Raw genomic sequence first — 19,258 nt, 5'->3', positions numbered from 1 at the left:
CCCATGTAATCAATAATTCGAAGAATTTTTATGCATACATAGCTAGAATTGTATCAAGAGCTGACGATTACTCTTGATTTATAACGCACTTGATCACATTGAATTACTATAAAACGCATGTTTTTGCATTATACAGGCTGATTTAACGTTGAGTGTTTATTAGGATTACAAAGAGATTTATTTCAGCTGAGCTCTGCTTTTTAAGTTAAAATAAAGCTATTATGAAAAAATGTATGTTGCTTTTGCTGGCTGTGTTGTCGGTATTTCATTTAAAAGCGCAACAAAGCGCGAAATATTTCAAAGGTTATTCAAACCATGTCAAAGGCGAATTGATGCCTTATAATTCTCCCCAGCCTGATGCTAATAAGGCTATGATAGCGAGAAATTATGAAGGCAATAATGAAATAACATGGGAAGCAGAAGCTTTGCCTTTGGACTACAAGGAAGACATGGCGACTTTCATTGTTATTGCTGGTGTGGATGTTAATAGGGCACAATATGACTACTATTTAAAAGTGAATGGTAAGAAGTATTTTACCATGAAAGCACCGGAAGAAAGCATTTTGCAGGATATAAATGCAACTGGCCCTCAAGGGAGCAGTTTGGAGTTTAAAGGAACTATGATTGATCAATATAGTGATTTGTTTGGGTATATGTTTATCACATTGCCTGTGAGCGAATTGCCTAAAGGTGAAAAAATTAAGTTCTCTATTGAAGCTGAGGATGCTCAGTCCAATAGTTGGTTTATGGTTTTTAAATATGGGGTAGAGGGCGATGTTGAAATCAGCCAAGAGCCTGCGGTTATGGCAGATGTTGATGGAAGCGGAGAGTCTCAAATGCTTAGAATTAGAGTTTTGCATTATGATCAAGACTTGCCGATAGTTGTTCAAACGGGCAAGGAGAAAACACCATTTACCTTAAAATTGGGAGCTAACATAATAAGAGTGCCTGTGCCTAAGGCTAAAGAAGCTTACAGCTTGCCTCTTTTAATCAGTTCCAAGGACCAGGATTTACACAAAGGAGAATTTGAAGTGCAACCCGTTAGACCTTACACTGTGTATCTAATGCATCATTCGCATGTTGATGTGGGCTATACGCATACTCAAGAGGAAGTAAAGCATATTCAGTGGGAAAACCTTGAAGACGCATTGGATTTAATAGAAAAAACAAAGGATTACCCAGAGGGGAGCAAATTCATTTGGAATACTGAGGTGACTTGGGCGCTTGAAAGCTATATCAAAGAAAAGCCCCAGGAAGATATTGACAGATTGATGAATGCCATACAAGAAGGCTCAATAGAAGTAGGAGGTTTGTACGCTAACCAATTGACGTCTTTGGCTAGAGGTGGAGAAATGTTGCGATTTACACAAACTGCTCGCGAGATTACTGATATTACAGATGTGCCGATAGAATCGGCTATGATTACGGATGTGCCGGGGTACAGTTGGAGTATGGTGAACACATTAGCGCAATCAGGAATCAAATATTTTTCTATGGGTACTAATGTTTTTCATCGTATTGGTTCTTCAATTGTCAAGCATGGGGATAGGCCATTTTATTGGGAGTCAGCCTCGGGTGAGGAGAGAGTTCTTTGTTGGTTGCATGAAAAGGGCTATAGCTACTTTCATACAGGTTTGGGATTTAAGGAATTGAAAGTTAGCTTGACCGAATCTACTGTTTTTGATTACATTTTGGAGCTTGAGAAAAGGCCTTATCCTTATGATATTGTGACATTAAGGTATAATATAGGTTCGGATAATGGGCCTGTGGATCCAACATTGTCTGATGCGATTGCTAATTGGAATGAAAAATATTCATCGCCTAAGATCGTGATGAGCACTATGACAGAAGCTTTCGAACAGTTTGAACAAAAGTATGGTGAAGAATTGCCGGTTTACAAAGGGGATTTTACACCATATTGGGAAGATGGCGCGGCTTCATCATCAAGGGAAACGACATTGGTGAGACATGTTTCGGATAGCTTGTATCAAGCGGCGGTACTGTTTCATGACCAAGCGAATTTATATACGGACAATTTTACAGAATCTTGGTTGCATGTCATGAGATACAATGAGCATACTTGGGGAGCTTACAATTCCATCACGGAGCCTGACCATCAATTTGTTGCTGATCAATGGTCTGTGAAGCAAGGATATGCATTGACAGCTCAGAATGAATTGCATAAGATTTGGAATGAGAATTCATCCAATTCTAATGAAGACAAAGTAAAGTTGTTGAAATTTTACAATACATTGGCCTGGGGAAGAAAAGGGCATGCAGTATTGCCTGCGAGCATGAATTTGGCCGGAGATAAAGTAATTGGCGAAGATGGCAATACTTTGACTACTCAAAGATTAAGCAATGGAGATCTGCTAATATCCCTTCCAGAGCTGGATGGATTTTCGGAGTATAGTGTGAAATTCAAAAAATCAAAAACGAAGCTTACCAGAGGTTCAAAAGAAAATGTGTTGGAAAATCAGCATTTGAAGGTGGAGATAGATGCCAAAACAGGAAATATTTCCAGCATATTTGATAAAGTGAATGAGAAAGAATTGATTTCAATAGAAAATCAAGCAAACAAATACACGTATGTAAATGGTAGAGAGCCTAAGAAGAATCAGCAGTTTAGTTCTTTTGAAAGCTTGATGATTACAGAGAATGGGCCAGTATTGAAAGAAATCACTGCGACTTTGGAATCTCCGGGGCAAGACTCTCATAAGGTTCAGTATAGACTCTATAATGATTCTAGAAACATTGAAATTATTCATGTCATGGATAAAGAAGATGTATTGAGTCCGGAAGGCGTGCATGTGCAGTTCCCTTTTGATGTCGAAAATTACTCTGTAAGAATAGAGCAACCATTTGGCGAGTATGAAGTGGATAAAGAGCAAATTCCGGCATCTAATAAAAATTATTTTACGGCAGAGAATTATGCGGATATTTCAAATGACGAGCATGGGGTGACGTTGTTTATGCCTGACAACCCGCTGTTGGAAATAGGGGAAATTACCTCGGATCCTATTGCTTATGGGTGGTTGGAGAATAGTGTGGACAAGCCGGTTCTTATTCCTTATTTGATGAATAATTATTGGGAGACAAATTACAGAGCTTCTCAAAGTGGCGTTCATCAATTTAGATTTATCGTTGAGTCTCATGGAGAGTTTGATCCAGTAGTTGCAAAGAAAAGAGCTAAGGAAATCGCTCATCCTATTGTATCTATGCCTGCTTCGTTTGAATGGAAAGCATTTCCTTTGAAAGTTAATAACAATTCTATTACACTGGAAGCAATACATCAAATTGGAGATATTAATGTTTATTCAATTTACAATGCTTCTTCAGAAGATGTTGAATTGAATTTAGAATCTTTGGAGGGAGAAATATACTATTCAAATTTGAGTGGAGAGAAGTTAAGCAAATACAGCAATGATGATCAAATAGTAGGCAAAGGCCTAAAGCATGTGGTGATCGTTAAATAATAATTTAAGCCTCTGTTTAAGTTAAGCAGAGGCTTTTTCTTGGTAAATTATTTGCTTTAGGCAATGTAAAAACTTTATGAGGAATATTCGTTTTTTCATATGCCTGCAATATTTTTTATATGGCTTATGCTATTCGCTCATAGCCGAATCCATCCCAATTATTTTTTCAAGATATCTGAACAGGGCCGAGTTTTACAACTTGGCTTTAAGCTTTATCATGATTTTATCATTGGCGGTTAATTACATGGTAGGCATTGCGATCGACCGTTTCAATAAGAGGAAACTTTACAAAGTCAGTTTTTTAATTTCAGGGTTTATAAATTTAGCTTTGGGAGGCTTGTATTTTTTTTATTTGAAGGATAATGTTGTTAGTTCTTATTTGCTGGTGATAGGGAAGCTTGTTTTGCTGTGCAATGGAGGCTTTTTTTACTCTGTTAATTACACTTATATTCAAGACCATTATAAACAAGATGAATATAATCTTGTGAATACATTGAATCAGTTGTTTTCCGAGGTTGCTAGCATTGTCTGCGGTATGGCTTTGGCTATATTTTTATCAGGCGAAAAAGTGTATGATTTTTTAGGTTATAAGATCCATAAGTCTGAATACCTAGAGCCACTTGATGGCAGAACTTTTATCCCTTTTATTTTAGTGGGAATAAGCGCAATTTATATATTGATGTATTTTTTGTCTGCTTTTATGCACATTGATAATAGTCATATTGAAAACAAAAAGAGATCAAAGGAACATGCTACATTTGGAAAGTATGTAAAAGTCATCAAAGAATCATTTGATAGCGACCCGAATACGATGATTTATATTTATCTCGCCGAATTTGCTATCATATTGTATAGCGTTCACTTGAGCAGTCTTTATCCTAGATATTTAAAGGAGTATTTCCCAGAATCCATTGTATTGTATGAATACTCTTGGAGCTTGATCTCATTAGGGGAAATATGCATGCTTGTTCTTCTTTTATTTTTTAGAAAATTCATATTGCGGAAAGTTGCTTTTGTAATGGTGATTACCATAACGCTAGGATTAATGTTGTTTTCATTTGACATAGGCGAGTTTTACCTGTTCTTTATGACGTTTATGCTGGGCTTTCAATTTGTTTACGTAATGGTAGCCAAAGATCAAGTCATTATATCGTCCATACCTAAAAAAAATTTAGGAAGAGTTCATAGTATTTTTAGAAATCAGGCTGTGTTTTTTAAGGTATTGCTATTTTGGATTTTTGCCACTGATTTGTTTGCTGGAGATTACAGGTTGGCTTACTTGGTATTGGGTATTTTTGTCCTGATGAATGTAATGGGTGCATATGCGTTTAAAAAGTTCAAATCCAGCCAGCTTGGCGTAAGAGCATAAAAAAGTCCTGCCAATTTATGACAGGACTTGTTGTCTTATTACTTGTGAAGTTGTTATTAAGCAACCTCAGCTGTTTCTTTTTTAGTTTCAGCTTTAACCAAACCAAGCTTTTTCATAAGAATGTCATATCCAAAAAGAAGGATTACTGTCGCAACACCTATAGCTGCGAATGTAAGCCAGATTTTTGCAGGGTCATATGTATTCCAAAGGTATTGAGTTAACTGCTCATTGGTCATTTGCAGTTTTTCCGCAGCCAAGTTGAAATATTCGTTTGATGAAAAGTCATCATTGATTTCAGGCATTGTAATGTTTTTTGAGCTCATTTCTTTTTTCAATAGCTCAATTTTGTCAGAGTTTTCTTGATAGTAAGATCCAGACAACCAACCTGTGATAAGGTTTCCTACTGCATTAGGCAAGTATGAAGTTCCCATATATAATGCGGTTTTTTCTGGAGGAGCCATTGAACCGATATATTCTGTGAATTTTGGAGAACTTCCCATTTCTCCAAACGAGAAGATAAGAATTCCTAAAAGAACAAAGAATGGGTTGCTAGTGTAAAATGCAATTCCAACACCCAATGCGCAAACTAAGATACCACCCATCATAGCGTAAAGCGGCTTGAATCGCATTACAAACGTAGAAACAAGCAACTGGAATATTACAATAGATCCAAAGTTTACCGATCCCATAGTCTCAGGGTTGACTGTGCCGTCTTCTGTACCGAAGATAGTGGCTAGAGGAGCTGCATTTTCTTTAAGGAAGTTGTATAGTTCAGATGTGTTTACCCATTGCTCGATAAAGTTAGGCAATGTATAGAAAATCTGGTTGAACATAGTCCAGAACCCTGTGATAATGATCAAAAGGAATAATAGCTTAAGATCTTTAAGAGCTAGCACAATGTTGTAAAAAGCTTTGCCAATGCTATTCAGTAAAGGTTCGTTGTTTTTCTCTCTCTCAGGTTCTTTGTAGAAGAAGACAATCAACAAAAGGTTGACAACCATTGCCGCGGCTGACATGTAAAATACATAATCCCAGCTTATCTCTCTAAGTTTTGATGCTACTAATGGTCCGATAAAACCACCTATATTCACTGTCATATAGAAAAGTCCAAAGCCAATAGATCTAGTTTCCTCAGAGGTAGTTCTAGCAACGGTAGCTGAGATTACAGGTTTGAATAAAGCAGCTCCGAAAGCGACAAACAAGAAACCAACAAAAAAGCTGTTAACGGTTGCAAACTGTCCTAGAGCCAGATAAGAAGCTCCCATTATAAGGTACGAAACTATTAGTGTTTTTTTGTATCCAAATTTATCGGAAAGTGGCCCGGAAACAAGTGGCAATAAGTATAAGATGAAGGTGATTCCCCCCATTACAAATCCTTTTTCTTCATGGGAGAAGCCTAATGCTCCTTCGTCTGTTGACCCTGTCAGGTATACAGCCATGACAGAAAAAAGTCCGTACCATGCCCATCTCTCGAAAAGTTCCATGGTGTTTGCCGTCCAAAATGTTCCTGGATAGGACTTTACGCTTTCTACAAATTTACTCATTGCGAATAATTTAGTTGTCGTTTATTTTTTCTTAATTTAATTCAGCTAGTTTAATAAGCAATTTAATCAATTATTGCCGTAAATAATTATATAAAGATTGTTTTTTAGACGCTCATAACGAGAATTTTGTGAAGTTTAATATTTGCAATTTTTGATATTATGAATCACCCTTATCAAGGTGTTTTTTTAAATAAAGGCTTGAAAATGAGTTTTTTTAAACCTGAATTAGAGAATTTAAAAAAAGAGGTAAATTTTTTCAGATAAAAATATAATATTAATTTTAAAATATTTATATTGAAAACGGATTTGTTAAAACTCATTCATTTGTTTTAGGGGGATAATGATGAGCTTGAATCTTGACAAATTTTCATAGAAAGCCAGACGTCAAGTCTGGCTTTTATTTTTTTGAAGAAAAGGAGATGGTTAATACTGCAACAAAAGTATCTCTCTTTCAGTAAATTAAAGCATAGTATTTTTAAAAGTAGGGCTGTGGCAAGATGGTGAATGAATCAAATTGACGGAGCTTTGTTTGCTCAGCAAGTGTGCAAACTAAATATATGCTTCCAATGTTGATAAAATCGTTTGATGAATCTATTTAAGTTCTTATGAGAAAGATATATTTATCCATTTTTAGCGTATTTCTAGCTTTGACAGGGTATTCTAATTCTGTCAAGTCTATTTCAAGCCTTTGGGATGGCAATGTTCCGCTTTGTGTTTCATACTCAGGTGATAAAGTAGCCTTCATTGACCAGCGAAGCGACAGCGGATTGATGTTGGTTGTTGAAAGCTTGGATGAAGGCGATATGGTGGAAATTCCAATGCCAAAACAATGCAATGAGTCAATGGTCAATAGCAAGTTGATTTTTAGCAGGGATGAAAACTATATACTTACTGGATATAGCGAAAGTTGCGAAGCATTTCTTATAGATATAGAAAAAAAGCAAACCAAGCCGCTTGGCAGTTTGACAAATCTTGAATTTACTTCAGATTCTAGATATTTCGTTGGATTGGAAGGTGATAATGTTAGGGACGGCTCTGTAGTGATTGGAAAGACAGGAACAGGAGAGGTGCTTAAAAAAATCAAAAATTCTTATGAAGAAATGCACGCTTTTGAAAAAAGCAATTACAGATTGTCAGACAGAGCTTATGAAGTTTTGGAGGGTAATCAAGTTCTATTGGTGGAATCTGGATTTTGGAAAAGTTCTCAAAAATATTCGAAGGATAAGAATTCTAGCCCAAAGGCGAATGTAAAGTGGGCAAAATATCAAATAGAAACAGGTGAATTAGAGAATTATGATCGTTACCATATTGACTGGACGTATGGGGAATATGGAGATTTGACACATATCTGGAAAGATAACCCTTTAGTGATTTCGCCTTCTGGCACTCATGTTGCTTTTACCGTTCCTGCTAAAGGAAGCAAAACACATTTGAGAGTACTCAATTTAAATGCTATTGAAGCGGATGATTTCACGAAGTCATCAAAGTTTGAAAATTTGATATTTAGCCAGGATGGCAGGTCAGTATTGGCCAACGCCGAAGACAAGGGTTGGGTGCTTAGTTTATCAGGAGGAATGAAAGCGTATCCTTTTGGAAAGGAGTTTATAGGGCAACCTAAGTTCAGTGAAGAAGGAAAGTATGTGGTCTATGTTGATAATCAACAAAAGCTGAGACAGTTGGTGAATATCAAGAATATGCGCCAGATTAATCTGCAGGATGGAGAGACAAGAGATTACAGGTTTTTAGGTTTTACAGTGGATGAAGAGTTGGTTTTGCTTCAACGAATGGATACAGGAGAAGTGTTGAGTATTGATTTGGAACAGGGAGGAACTAGAAAAGCTGAACTGAATAATGCCCAATCCGCACACTTGAAAAGCAGTTTGGCAGTGTTGAGCGAAGACAAAAGCAAGCTGTATTGGAAAGATGATCAACCTGATCAAGTCAATGTTTATGATATGATGTTGCTTCAAGCCAATGAAGCTAAGATCAGGCATCAAATTGTTTCCGAGTTAGCGAAATGGCAGAAAAAAGGGAAATATGAAAACCTTCAGTCGTATAAAGATAGAGTTAATGAAGATACGCGAAATGATTTGATCGAGAGTTTGTCTGATTCATTGACTCAATTATATGGATCAAGACATTTGGAACACGCTTTAGCGGGAAAGGCCAAGTATGAATATGATACGGAAAATGAGGTTTTTAAGATTTCCTTTGAAAAGGGCTTGCCTTATCCAATGTATTTATCAGTGCCAATAGCTGAAGCGGAAGCCTTTGAACTAAGCAATGAAAAGAAGTTCGAATCACCTCAATACACATTAAACGGAGATGATTTCATTTTAACTTATGCAAATGTCAAAGCATATGATTACAGCGATAAAGACACTACTATGGTAGGCGCTTATACCTATGATATTAATGATGCTTTGACATATAATGCTGAGACGATTAGCTATGACTTTGAGCCATTGGCATTCAAAGTAAGCTCGGATTTGCCTTCTATGTATGAGAGCCATAAATCGAAAGCGAAATCATTGTCGGATTCAGATATTAGCGTGGATTTGAACTTGCCCGTTTCAACCATGCAAAATCCAAATGCCATAGCTGTTGTCATTGGAAATAAAAAGTATCAAAAATGCAGCGATGTGAAATACGCTCAAAATGATGCTAAAACCATGAAAAAATACCTTGTGGATGTTTTAGGTTATAGAGAGGGAAATATCTTTTTGTTGAATGATGCCAAGAAAAGCGATTTTGAACTGTATTTCGGGACATTTATAAATGAAAAAGGCAAGCTGTACAATGCGATCAAGAAAGGAGAGTCTGAAGTATTTATTTATTATTCAGGGCATGGTGCGCCGGGATTGAAAGACCACAAAGGTTATTTTGTTCCCACGGAAGCAGATCCTCAATATTTGGAAATTACGGGATATCCTCTTGATGTTTTTTACAAAAATGTATCACAATTGCCAGCCAAAGATGTAACTGTTGTTATGGATGCTTGCTTTTCGGGTGCCAATGTTTTCAAAGATATTTCGCCGATTACAATAAAATCCAATACCAGCCACGTGATTAATAATGGTGTGGTGTTCGCTTCCTCTTCGGATGATCAGGTGTCTTCATGGTATAATGCCCAGAGACATGGTCTTTTCACTTATTTCTTTTTGAAAGGCATTCATAGCGCTAATGCGGATGCGGATAAGAATGGAATTTTAACGGTGGAAGAGTTGTACAAGTATGTTTCGGATGAGACAAACGGTGTTCCTTATTATGCAAGAAGGCTGCATGGTGTGGATCAAGTTCCAAAGCTTTTTGGGACAGATCTGCAACGTTCATTAGTGATTTATTGACAAATGAGATAAAGCCTTGTGATTGAACAAGGCTATTTTTTTGTTTTTTTGACAAGCATTTCGATAATTGATTTTATATCGTCTTGATGGAAGTATGCATTTAGAAGTGGTTGATTTTCAATTTCGCTGCCATCGGAAATGGATTGAATTCTGGATAAAGAAGAAGCGTAATCACTACTTTTTTTATCAAGTAAAATGACCCTCAAAATATCTTTGAGGTAAAATCCATTGTCTTTATAGCTGGAATCTAGAAGCTCTTTAGCTTTGGATTTATTTCCTTGGAGAAGGTAGTCGAAAATACCGAAAGAGTCAAAATAGGAAGACACTTGATTTGAAGGGTCATGTATACTGACAGTTACCAGCTCCCAATATATTGACCAATTCTTCTTTCTAATTTGATAACTAGCATAAATTTCGACTAGATCAAGCGGAGCATGATGCATGATGTTTTGATCCCAATTTTCATCATTTGTGTCTTGTATTATGTGATTGAGTACTTGAAACCGAATGCTTTTGGGATGTCTGGATAACATGTCTTTGGAAAGATTAAGTAATTGTTTTTCCTCTTGACATGAATAGTCTAGTAGACTTTTTTGAAAAATGGATGTCCCAAGGTAAACGGCTATGATACTGGGATCTTGATTTTCGATTCTATTTCCAAATTTGAATAATTCCAGTGTTTTCTCTAAGCTTTCAATATTGTCAGCGAAAGATTCATTCATAAATAGATCATATAGTGTGGTGACCCAACTTATAAGACGATAATTTCTGCAGATTTGAGTAGGAATACTCATTGCTCCACAATAATTGTCGATGAGGATGGACAGTATAGATTCAGTTTTATGTTCAGAATTGATAGGAAATTCATCGGAAGACAATAAACATAGATCGCTTGGGCGAAGTATGTCAAGCTTGAAGTGTGTTTGATCTACGGATAAAGAAGGACAAAGCACCAAGTCGCATTGATCTGTGTATTTTTGTTCAATTTTTCTAAGGCCGCAAACATTGAAAATTGAATTATTTTTCAGTGTATTGGCGATTAAATTTGTTAGCTTAAGATCTTCTAAGGGTTCCAGCCATATCCTTAAGGGAGATAATTTTTCTTTTGTTTTTGAAGATTGCTTTGTATCTGACTGAATAGTTTCTGGCTTGTAAATTTCGAATTTGTATTGGCCTTTAGGGATTTCTATTTTTAATTCTAGATCGTTGTCATTTTGTGTATAGTATCTTTCCAAAGCTATTCTCATTCGAGACATCTGGACTCTTAAGATGGGGTCTACTGATGGATCGAAATCATCTCCACGGTCAAAAACATCTTGTGCAATTTGATATGATGAGAGATAGGCTTCCGGATTTTCCAAGTTATGATTTATCAGATATTTAAGCAGAGATTTCATCCTCTCGGAATTTCTGAAAATATCGGATTCCATGATTTTTTCAGTAGAGTTGAGAATTTCTTTTTTGAGGGCTTCCGTTAAGCTATCGGTTGATTTGATCCAGTTTTTCATAGATAAGAACCTTTGATAATAAAAAATGGTAATCCATTACATATACTGTAGTAATGCATATCAAGATTCATAAATAATCAAAGAGTTCGCCATTAGCGATAATAATGGCGAACAAAAGTTTATTTGTATTTGATTTTAAATGTTTCCAATGGAAGGCTTCCGGGGTTCCCTGGAGAAACATGATAAATGATATGCCTCTTGTCTATTTCCACAACATGCCAGAGATTTGATGTGGCAAGTTCTTCGTTGACAGGCTTATTGATCGGTTTTTGAATGAAAATCTTTTGCCATTTTTCAGGAGACATGTTTTTTGAAGAACATTTCTTTATGCCTTGTTTTATTTTATCATACCTCTCTTGACTATCTTTATTGTTTTGCCAATAAACGGCAGGTAGATTGTTCATATCAATGTTTTCACCGATTAATTTATATTCTTTGATATTGGATTGGGAAAGATTGTCATTGACTCTTGCCGCATTGCAAACTACCATGAAGTTTTCTTCCGAATGGAATTCAACGATTTTGGAACTGGAGATTTCATACGTTCTGGTGCCGCGATAGTCGGTAAGCGTATAAGCTAACCCGGCCGCGGGTTTGATTTTGTGAAGAAAGTAAATAGCTTTCTCGACGCTTCCTGCTTCAATGATTTTTCTGTAAATAAATATTTGCGCTAAGCCATTGTCTACATCATGTTCAAGTTGGAACTTGCTATGCGGGGTGAAAGTATAGCCTTTGCTTGCATTGATCCCATGACCTATCAATGTTCCTGCGTAAGTTGTCATAAGCAATACTTCTCCGTTTTCTTTTTCATGTTTGATCAGCGTTTGTGTCCCTTCAAATGTTCTGACCCAATCTAGCGTGTAGGCAACTGAGGCTTTGTCATTGTTCCAGACAGATCCATGAGAACAGTGGCCATCAATATGATGGTTGTTTTTCTTTTCCATAGCTAGTATCGGATCTATGCCCGACATTTTTTCCAGCACCCAAAAAGTTTCATCAAAGTTCAAGTTGTAAATGAAAAGATCTTCAAAGTCTAGTTGGGCACCATCAGCGATTCCTTTGATTTCTTCCACTAATTCTGGAACTAGGTTTGATGCGGTTTGCAGAAGTTTTGTGTGATTGAGAAAGTAATTTTTATAATTGTCATACTTTCCTTCCAGACCCAATTGGTTCATCAAAGGTACAACAAGGTCGTATTTGAAACGGTTCACTGACGGACGAATAATTTTTCGCAGTTGCTTGCCGTGTTGGAAGCCCCTTTCATAAGGGCTTCCTTTTACAGTGATAGCAAAAAAATTAGACGATGAATTATCTAAAGAGATTTCGTTTGGGCTGATGAATTTATTTGATGCAGTTTCACTTGCTGTATAAGATTCAGCTTTTGAATCTAAGATTAATAATGACAATATTAAGAGTCCAAGAACAACTAGAGTGAATTTCATAATCTTCATTGTTTAAGTTGATAAACTGAGTTGCCTCGATAGATGGTTTCAAGCACATTAGTTTTATGAATTTCTCTTACAGGCGTTTTGAATAAATTTCTGTCAAGAACAATCATATCCGCGTATTTGCCGATTTCAATGGAACCCGTGTTGTCATCCATATGTATTGAGTAAGCTCCGTTGATTGTGAATATTCTCAAGGCTGTTTCTAAGTCTACGGCATATTCTGGATTTAATGATTCTTTTGAACCACCTGGTTTTTCCCTTGTTATCATGGTCTCTAAGGCGTACCAAGGATTTGGTGTTGGCGATACGGGCCAGTCTGATCCGTAGCAAACTGTTCCGCCCAGCTCATCCACTTGTTTTATAGCCCAAGCCCAACTAAGGCGTTCTTTGCCGATATCGTTTTCAATGACATTGCAGCCGGGATTGGGAAACCATAGAGCCGGAGATGCTTCATAAACCACATCAAGCTTAGCGAATCGATGCAGGTCTTTTGGATTGGCAAATGTGCAGTGAGCAATACTATGTCTGGGTCCGTCCGGATTGTCATTTCGAACTTTCTCTATAGCGTCAAGCAATACTCTGACAGATCTATCGCCAATTGCATGGCCTTTAACTACTATATTTTCTTTATCTCTTTTTTCAATATCTTTCTCAACATCTTTAGCTGGATTTCTAAAATGTCCGCAGTGCGATGTGCCTTTGAAAGGCTCCGTCATGCAAGCAGTTTGACCAGCGGCTGAGCCGTCCATAATGTATTTGATTCCATTCATTCTTATTTTGTCGCACTCATAATACTCTCTGAATTTGATGAAAGCATTTTGCTCAATTTTAGCATCTTCTTTGCCCAAATCGATAGGCGAAGCCATGAATCCAAAGACATTGCAATGAAGGTCATTGTTTTGATCAAGCTCAAAGTAACCTTCCGCTGTCCAAGATCTTGTGTAAGCGTCAGCTATCGAAGTTACTCCCATAGAGCTTAATTCACTCATGAATGGTTTTAGTCCATTGAAAATCCAATTGTCTCCTCTGTCAATTTCAGCCTTTTCAAGTAGAATATTGATGGCCGTTTCTCTTAGCACACCTGTTGGTTCTCCATGTTGGTCTTTGATGATCATACCTCCTTCAGGGTTAGGGGTGTCTTTGTTTATTCCAAGCATCTCCAAAGCTTTCGAGTTGAGAAGCATCGCATGATAGCCTATATCATAAAGAGCGATTGCTTTTTGAGATTCTATTTTGTCTAGGATGGATTTGTGAGAAGGTTGATTAAGATCAGGAATGAGACCGGAATCATCTTGAAGCCAGCCCAAGGTTCCTCCGATCATCCATTCCTGAGAGGGATTTTTTTTCGAGAATTCAATGATGGTATTGCTAATTTTCTCCCAATTCGCATTGTGCTTAAAACTTATATTTACCCGATTGTCAGCATCGCAATCAGGGTGAATATGGGCGTCAATGATTCCTGGCATTACCATTTTTCCTTTTAGGTCAATGATTTCTGTGTCAGGACCTTTGAAGGTTAACACAGCATCGTTGTCTCCTAGAGCTAAGAATTTCTCATTTTTAATGGCTAAAGCGTTTACGATTTCATTTTTGCCGTTTACGGTATGAATGACTCCATTTATGTATATTTTATCGGCTTGATTTTCCGGCATGCTCATGCATAGATTGATAAAGGAAAGAACTAATCCCAAACCCAATATTATTTTTAGATTTTTCATGGCAATAGTTGTTTAGAGTTTTGTCAGCAAAAGCTGGTATTTGATTGTTGAATGATTTTGTAGAGTGACAGTGATATAGAGAAATGTTAATGTGGAAATTATAACTTGATAGGCGTTAATGTTATTTTCTCATCGCTGTTCACTGCTTCAAGTTCGACTTTCTCAGGCAAGTATTTCGCTAATTTGAACGAGGTTGTTTTTTCGCTTAGGAAAATTAGATTTCCTTTTTTATCGAATTTGAACCCAGTTACTCCCGGAGTGAATCCTTTAGTGATTTTTGAGTCAAATTGCATTATCGCCAAAGCTCTTGAAGGAGAAAAGTGCATTTTAAATTCTATGTTTGAAAGAGTTTCGTCGCTTCCAATTGCATTCCAAGATTTGTTCAATATTCTTAGCCAATTAATGTTTTTGACATTTTGGTAAGGGTTCTTGACTTTGGTGTTGAATTTATTTGTTTTTTTAAGCACAGCTTCTCCAATTTTAAGCTGATTTTTTTCTTTGTTGAGCTGATAGTTGGTTTTTATATCTCCGATGAAAATATCTCCTTCATTGAATAGCACACAGTTGATCGCAAGATCAGGAACTGGAGGTCTGCATCCATCGCAAAATTCGTTTATAACTTTTGTTTTGTAAAAGAACGCTTGTGGACAATCCTCTGGAAAAGTCATTGTCGTATTGAAGGAAATCCCAAATACGGGATCTTCCACTTCCACTTCCCACATATTGTTTTGTATCGTTTTTATGTCCTTGCTGACAGGGTGAGGGTTTTCATTATTCACGCAAGAGAACAACGATAACATCAGAATATATAAGACCGATAATTTTTTCATGATTTAAACTCTTTGTGTTTCAACATGTGCGCAAGATCGAAGAAAAAGCATAGCGAGATAAGTGTCTTGCGGTTACATACTGTTTCATATTTAGATTGGTAAGAGGCATGTAGAAATAAAAAATCAGCTCTAATGAATTAGAGCTGATCGATAGAGCGGATTCACTTTATCATGATGAAAAAATATAGCGATATGTTCTAAATTGACTATTATAACTTTCTGTATATAGTCTTTGATTATAGTTGCAAGATCTTGAAAAAATTGCAGTGATGTAAGTAATTATCTGTAACACACTGTTTTGAACTATTAGACTGTGGAAAAGAGGATGTATTGCTGTAAACAAAAAAGCCAGCTCTGAAAAATCAGAGCCGACTCTAGTTGAAACCACTTAACTACTTATGAAATAATTAAATTGAAAGTTGATTTATGAAAAGGTGAAAAGGCTAATCCAATATAGGATTAGCGCTTTTCAGAGTAAGCGAACGGATGCTATAATTTTATTGGAGTTAAAACCATTTTACCAGTTCCGTCACTTGTTGATAGTTCTACTTTAGAAGGTGTATACTTGACCAATTTGAAGTTTGGCATTTCGTCATTTGTGAAAACAAACTCTCCTTTGGTGTTGAATTTAAAACCGGAAATTAATGGAGTGATTCCAAGGAAATCAAAGTTTGGAGCTTGTATAATAACAAGTGCTTTTGACTTGGAAAAGGTCATTACACAGTTTTCTTTCTCTTTGTCATGAGAAGCTACTACAGTCCAGGATTTTCCTACAATTTGCTCCCAATTTTTATCTTTGGCATTTTCCATAGGATTCTTAACTGTAGTTTCGAATTTCATTGTTTTTGTTAGTACAGCTTCTCCTATAGTAAGTTGTGTTTTCTTTTCATTAAGCTTGAAACTTGTTCTTGTGTCTCCGATATGTATGAAACCACCTTCAGAAAGAACACAGTTTGCTGCCAAAAGAGGAAGAGGAGGTCTATTATTGTAAGGCTCTACACTGTCAACAGAAGCATAGAAGAGTACTTGAGGACAATCTGTAGGAAAGTTGACAGTTGTTTCAAGGGAAAGTCCGATTTCTTTGTCTTCAGCTTGAACTTTCCACATGTTGCTTTGAATGACTTTTATATCGTCATTTTTAGGCTTGACATTTTCATTGTTGCTGCATGAGGCAAAAGACATTGCCGCCAATGCTAAAATTGCTAACTTTTTCATGATCTTAACTCTTTGTGTTTTTGAATATGTCTGCAAGGTGGCGCTTTATGCCTCGCCAGATAAGTAACTATCTGTTACACACCGTAACAAAAAGAGCATGCTTATGAGCTTGTCCCTAAGTTGAATGCTGCACGGATTAATATTATAGAATGATTTGATAGATTTAATCTGTGTTTTTATTTTAATTTTTTACTACTACTAATTTTGAATGAGTTTTAATTAGTATTTTTTGATAAAAAAATGATTTTAATATTATATATTTATTCTACATAATAAATAAACTAAACAAAGCTATGTTAAAATTAAGATCACTATTTGTATTTGTTTTGGCTGTAATGCTAATGTCATGTTCGAAAGATGAAGATGATAATCTTTCATTTTCTGAAGATTTGTTAGCGGGCACTTGGAACACCTCAGCATTTAATTATGCGGGTTCATCTTATTCTGTAGTAAATGGAGTGACTAGCCCTAAAATAAACTATACTGGTGTTGGAAAAAACTTTGATCAGGTAGTTGTATTTGAATCAAATCCTAATAATGTATCTTCAGAAGGAGATTATGAAATAGAATTGACATCTGGAACGACTGCTGATGGGCTTTATGAAATTGAAAGCGCGAATTTTGATGGGGAATGGAAGATTGTTAATGGAAATATATTAGAAGTTACCGAGAGCGGATTGACTCAGCAAGCTCATATTCTTGAATTAACTGAGAAAATGTTAAAGTTGCATACAGAAGAAATAGTAGAGTATGAGATGGGGGGAGCTACAATACATTACACTTTAGAAGCTACAATTGAGTTGACAAGATAGTTAAACTGTAAATTATGATAAAAAGCTCTGTAATTTCATGCAGAGCTTTTTTGTGATTTTTCTGCTGATATCCTAAGGAATTAATTTTTAGATCGTTGTTTAACCGCTTCATACAACATCATTCCTGCTGCAACTGATACGTTTAAGGATTCTATTTTTCCTGTCATAGGAATTTTAGCTCTTTGATCTGCAAGTTTCAGGTATTCGTTGGATATGCCATTTTCTTCAGAGCCCATAATAATAGCAACAGGACCGTTCATTTCAACATCCAATATTGATGTATCGGTTTTTTCCGTAGAAGCCACAATATTGATCCCGCTATCTTTAAGGTATTGGATGGTTTCTTTCAAATTGTCTTCTCTGCATACAGGAATATAGTTCAACGCTCCTGCGGAAGTTTTAATAGCATCGCTATTTGCTTGTGCTGCGCCTCTGGAAGGAATTATTATAGCGTGAACACCTAAGCATTCTGCGGTTCTTGCGATAGCTCCGAAGTTTCTTACGTCTGTGATTCTGTCAAGTATTAGTAGAAATGGGTCCTCTCCCTTTTCAAATATTTGGTAAATAATATTTTCGAGAGGTAAATATTTAATTGCAGAAAGGTAGGCTATCGCACCTTGGTGATTCTTTTTAGTGATTCTATTGAGCTTTTCTTGAGGTACTTTGACAAAAGGAATTTTACGATTTTTCGCAGTTTGAATCAATTCTTTGATTAGTTCGTTGTTGATTCCTGTTTGTATGAAAAGCTTTTCGATTTCTTTGCCTGAATTGATGGATTCAAGAATAGCTCGTATTCCGAACACCATTTCAATATTGTCTTTCTTATTTTTAGGGAATGCTATATTTCTTTTCGGTCGTTTCTCCATAAGTCTTTTTCTCTCAACCAGACTCTTTTATATCGCTTTCTTCTTTTGAGTTTGTATTCAGAGCCTGACAACAAACTTTTTTTGTTCACAAAAGTAAACTTTATTTTGAAGTTATCCACGGTCAAATAAGTCCATTCCTCTTTTTTTCCATTTTTATAGACTTCATTTGGCGGTCCAAAAATGATATAGACCATTCCTCTATCTGTTTTCCAGCCATCTTTGAGATTAGTAAAGAGTTTATTGGCATTGGTCACTTGCTTGTAGAATTTTTTTACATGGTATTGAGCTCTTTTTTCCGAACGTGTTAATGAAATCCAGAATTTGTCGAAGCTTTTTTTAGGATCAATGGATTTGCTGATTTTTTCATACTCCTTCTTAGTAGCAATATATTTGATTGGACCTATTAAGTCTTCGATTTCATTGTATTTAGGAAAATCATTTTCAACGCCTTTTACTAAATATTGTTTGTTGTTGGGTTGAAAGTCACTTTGCAATATATACAATCCCTCTTGGCTAGAAGTAGAGGCTTCAATAAGAGGGATGAAGTATGTTGAGTCTTCATAGTTTTGTTTATTATGCGTCGCTTCGATGGCTGGAAGAGCTTCTTTCAATTCTTTTTCAGGTATAGCCAATCTTACATGTTGATGATTTAGGCTAGGAGTGTTGATTGCATCGATTTTGTTAAGTGATATATATGATTTTAAAAAGTCGAATTCAAAGTTTTCCATATCAATTTGCTTCGACTTGTCATTCAAATTAATGTCATATAAATATTGATGCCTTCCATCAAGTGTTTTAACGTGTAGTATGACCAGTTTATTTATTTCGTTTTTAGGCAAGGCGAATTTTAAATACATTCCATCTTTCAAGTTTTGTTTAGTTGAATTTTCAGAAATAAGAGGAGTTTGCTGAAAATCAATCAGAGTTTTATATGATTTCGTTGTGGAATAAGACAGCTTGTAGGAATTGTCAAAATTGCCATCCCAGTTCAGTTTGATTAGAGTGTGAATTATATATTGCTTCCCTTGTTTCTCAATTTTGTAATTGAAATGAATAGGGGTGTATGGATTATATTTGTAGGAAGTATTTACTCTATAAAAGGACTGAGCAAAGCAGTGTGATCTT

12 protein-coding genes are annotated in these 19,258 nt (G+C 36.1%); 4 read left to right on the top strand and 8 right to left on the bottom strand.

Annotated features, from left to right (window positions below; translation table 11 throughout):
• Nucleotides 1–221: 221 nt before the first annotated feature.
• Together AABK36_RS14680 and AABK36_RS14675 are read left to right on the top strand one after the other, a co-directional pair.
• Complete coding sequence (locus AABK36_RS14680) at nucleotides 222–3,476, top strand: glycoside hydrolase family 38 N-terminal domain-containing protein (RefSeq protein WP_309938143.1); 3,255 nt, start codon at nucleotides 222–224, stop codon at nucleotides 3,474–3,476.
• A 76-nt stretch (nucleotides 3,477–3,552) separates the two neighbouring features.
• Entirely contained in the window at nucleotides 3,553–4,845 is a 1,293-nt protein-coding gene (locus AABK36_RS14675; RefSeq protein ID WP_309938144.1) for an MFS transporter, read from the top strand.
• A 56-nt stretch (nucleotides 4,846–4,901) separates the two neighbouring features.
• Here AABK36_RS14675 and AABK36_RS14670 read toward each other — a convergent pair whose 3' ends face one another.
• A complete protein-coding gene (locus tag AABK36_RS14670; protein ID WP_309938145.1) occupies nucleotides 4,902–6,389 on the bottom strand; it encodes an MFS transporter in 1,488 nt (495 codons plus the stop codon).
• Between the two features lie 605 nt (nucleotides 6,390–6,994).
• Here AABK36_RS14670 and AABK36_RS14665 point away from each other — a divergent pair.
• Complete coding sequence (locus AABK36_RS14665) at nucleotides 6,995–9,736, top strand: caspase family protein (protein WP_309938146.1); 2,742 nt, start codon at nucleotides 6,995–6,997, stop codon at nucleotides 9,734–9,736.
• A gap of 32 nt (nucleotides 9,737–9,768) precedes the next feature.
• Here the strand turns inward: AABK36_RS14665 and AABK36_RS14660 are convergent, their stop codons facing one another.
• From AABK36_RS14660 to AABK36_RS14640, 5 genes are all read right to left on the bottom strand, one after another.
• Nucleotides 9,769–11,244 carry a hypothetical protein gene (locus tag AABK36_RS14660; protein WP_309938147.1) on the bottom strand — a complete coding sequence of 492 codons (1,476 nt, stop codon included), beginning with the start codon at nucleotides 11,242–11,244 and terminating at the stop codon, nucleotides 9,769–9,771.
• A 119-nt stretch (nucleotides 11,245–11,363) separates the two neighbouring features.
• Nucleotides 11,364–12,686: a C45 family peptidase gene (locus AABK36_RS14655; RefSeq protein WP_309938148.1), complete on the bottom strand. Its 1,323-nt coding sequence runs from the start codon at nucleotides 12,684–12,686 to the stop codon at nucleotides 11,364–11,366.
• Between the two features lie 5 nt (nucleotides 12,687–12,691).
• A complete protein-coding gene (locus AABK36_RS14650; protein ID WP_309938149.1) occupies nucleotides 12,692–14,410 on the bottom strand; it encodes an amidohydrolase in 1,719 nt (572 codons plus the stop codon).
• Between the two features lie 98 nt (nucleotides 14,411–14,508).
• On the bottom strand, nucleotides 14,509–15,240 hold the full coding sequence (locus AABK36_RS14645; protein WP_309938150.1) for a hypothetical protein: 732 nt from the start codon (nucleotides 15,238–15,240) through the stop codon (nucleotides 14,509–14,511).
• A gap of 489 nt (nucleotides 15,241–15,729) precedes the next feature.
• Nucleotides 15,730–16,455, bottom strand: a complete 726-nt coding sequence (locus AABK36_RS14640; protein WP_309938151.1) for a hypothetical protein — start codon at nucleotides 16,453–16,455, stop codon at nucleotides 15,730–15,732.
• 293 nt (nucleotides 16,456–16,748) lie between these two features.
• Here AABK36_RS14640 and AABK36_RS14635 point away from each other — a divergent pair, with 293 nt between their 5' ends.
• The gene (locus AABK36_RS14635) at nucleotides 16,749–17,267 is read left to right on the top strand and encodes a lipocalin family protein (RefSeq protein WP_309938153.1); all 519 of its coding nucleotides are present in this window, start codon (nucleotides 16,749–16,751) and stop codon (nucleotides 17,265–17,267) included.
• Nucleotides 17,268–17,347: 80 nt separating this feature from the next.
• On the opposite strand, the gene rlmB is transcribed toward AABK36_RS14635, so the two are convergent.
• Both rlmB and AABK36_RS14625 read right to left on the bottom strand, forming a co-directional pair.
• Nucleotides 17,348–18,133, bottom strand: a complete 786-nt coding sequence (gene rlmB / locus AABK36_RS14630; RefSeq protein WP_309938154.1) for a 23S rRNA (guanosine(2251)-2'-O)-methyltransferase RlmB — start codon at nucleotides 18,131–18,133, stop codon at nucleotides 17,348–17,350.
• Complete coding sequence (locus AABK36_RS14625; protein ID WP_309938155.1) at nucleotides 18,106–18,990, bottom strand: GWxTD domain-containing protein; 885 nt, start codon at nucleotides 18,988–18,990, stop codon at nucleotides 18,106–18,108. Before AABK36_RS14625 ends, rlmB begins: the two co-directional genes overlap by 28 nt.
• Nucleotides 18,991–19,258 lie beyond the last annotated feature (268 nt).

Source organism: Aureibacter tunicatorum (assembly GCF_036492635.1).
Lineage (GTDB): Bacteria > Bacteroidota > Bacteroidia > Cytophagales > Cyclobacteriaceae > Aureibacter > Aureibacter tunicatorum.
Note: the sequence above shows the minus strand (reverse complement) of the source record. Positions and strands in the feature narration are given on the sequence as shown.

Coding starts and splice junctions, on each gene's coding strand:
- AABK36_RS14680 (WP_309938143.1), top strand. CDS start 222: ATGAAAAAATGTATGTTGCTTTTGCTGGCTGTGTTGTCGGTATTTCAT.
- AABK36_RS14675 (WP_309938144.1), top strand. CDS start 3,553: ATGAGGAATATTCGTTTTTTCATATGCCTGCAATATTTTTTATATGGC.
- AABK36_RS14670 (WP_309938145.1), bottom strand. CDS start 6,389: ATGAGTAAATTTGTAGAAAGCGTAAAGTCCTATCCAGGAACATTTTGG.
- AABK36_RS14665 (WP_309938146.1), top strand. CDS start 6,995: ATGAGAAAGATATATTTATCCATTTTTAGCGTATTTCTAGCTTTGACA.
- AABK36_RS14660 (WP_309938147.1), bottom strand. CDS start 11,244: ATGAAAAACTGGATCAAATCAACCGATAGCTTAACGGAAGCCCTCAAA.
- AABK36_RS14655 (WP_309938148.1), bottom strand. CDS start 12,686: ATGAAATTCACTCTAGTTGTTCTTGGACTCTTAATATTGTCATTATTA.
- AABK36_RS14650 (WP_309938149.1), bottom strand. CDS start 14,410: ATGAAAAATCTAAAAATAATATTGGGTTTGGGATTAGTTCTTTCCTTT.
- AABK36_RS14645 (WP_309938150.1), bottom strand. CDS start 15,240: ATGAAAAAATTATCGGTCTTATATATTCTGATGTTATCGTTGTTCTCT.
- AABK36_RS14640 (WP_309938151.1), bottom strand. CDS start 16,455: ATGAAAAAGTTAGCAATTTTAGCATTGGCGGCAATGTCTTTTGCCTCA.
- AABK36_RS14635 (WP_309938153.1), top strand. CDS start 16,749: ATGTTAAAATTAAGATCACTATTTGTATTTGTTTTGGCTGTAATGCTA.
- rlmB (WP_309938154.1), bottom strand. CDS start 18,133: ATGGAGAAACGACCGAAAAGAAATATAGCATTCCCTAAAAATAAGAAA.
- AABK36_RS14625 (WP_309938155.1), bottom strand. CDS start 18,990: ATGTATTTAAAATTCGCCTTGCCTAAAAACGAAATAAATAAACTGGTC.